Below are 204 nucleotides of genomic sequence, written 5' to 3'. Positions count from 1 at the left end.
TACGTGTGGAACCCCTCCGCTATCGCCACCAAACATGAATTTGCTTCGCAAATTCTACCTTCAAGGTGTTACACCCTGAAAACTGGATCCGAAACTTCATTGCGTCCTAATCTTTAGGATAAGCCCTCGACCGATTAGTATTGGTCAGCTCCATGCATTACTGCACTTCCACCCCCAACCTATCTACCTCGTCGTCTTCAAGGG

1 rRNA gene is annotated in these 204 nt (G+C 48.0%); it reads right to left on the bottom strand.

Annotated elements, in window-relative coordinates:
• Positions 1-114 precede the first annotated feature (114 nt).
• Positions 115-204 (bottom strand): 23S ribosomal RNA (locus LCF57_RS17765); the annotation flags it as partial.

Source organism: Paenibacillus sp. BJ-4 (assembly GCF_020404765.1).
Lineage (GTDB): Bacteria > Bacillota > Bacilli > Paenibacillales > Paenibacillaceae > Paenibacillus.
The sequence above is the reverse complement of the archived record's forward strand: the minus strand, read 5'-3'. Positions and strand labels throughout refer to the sequence as shown.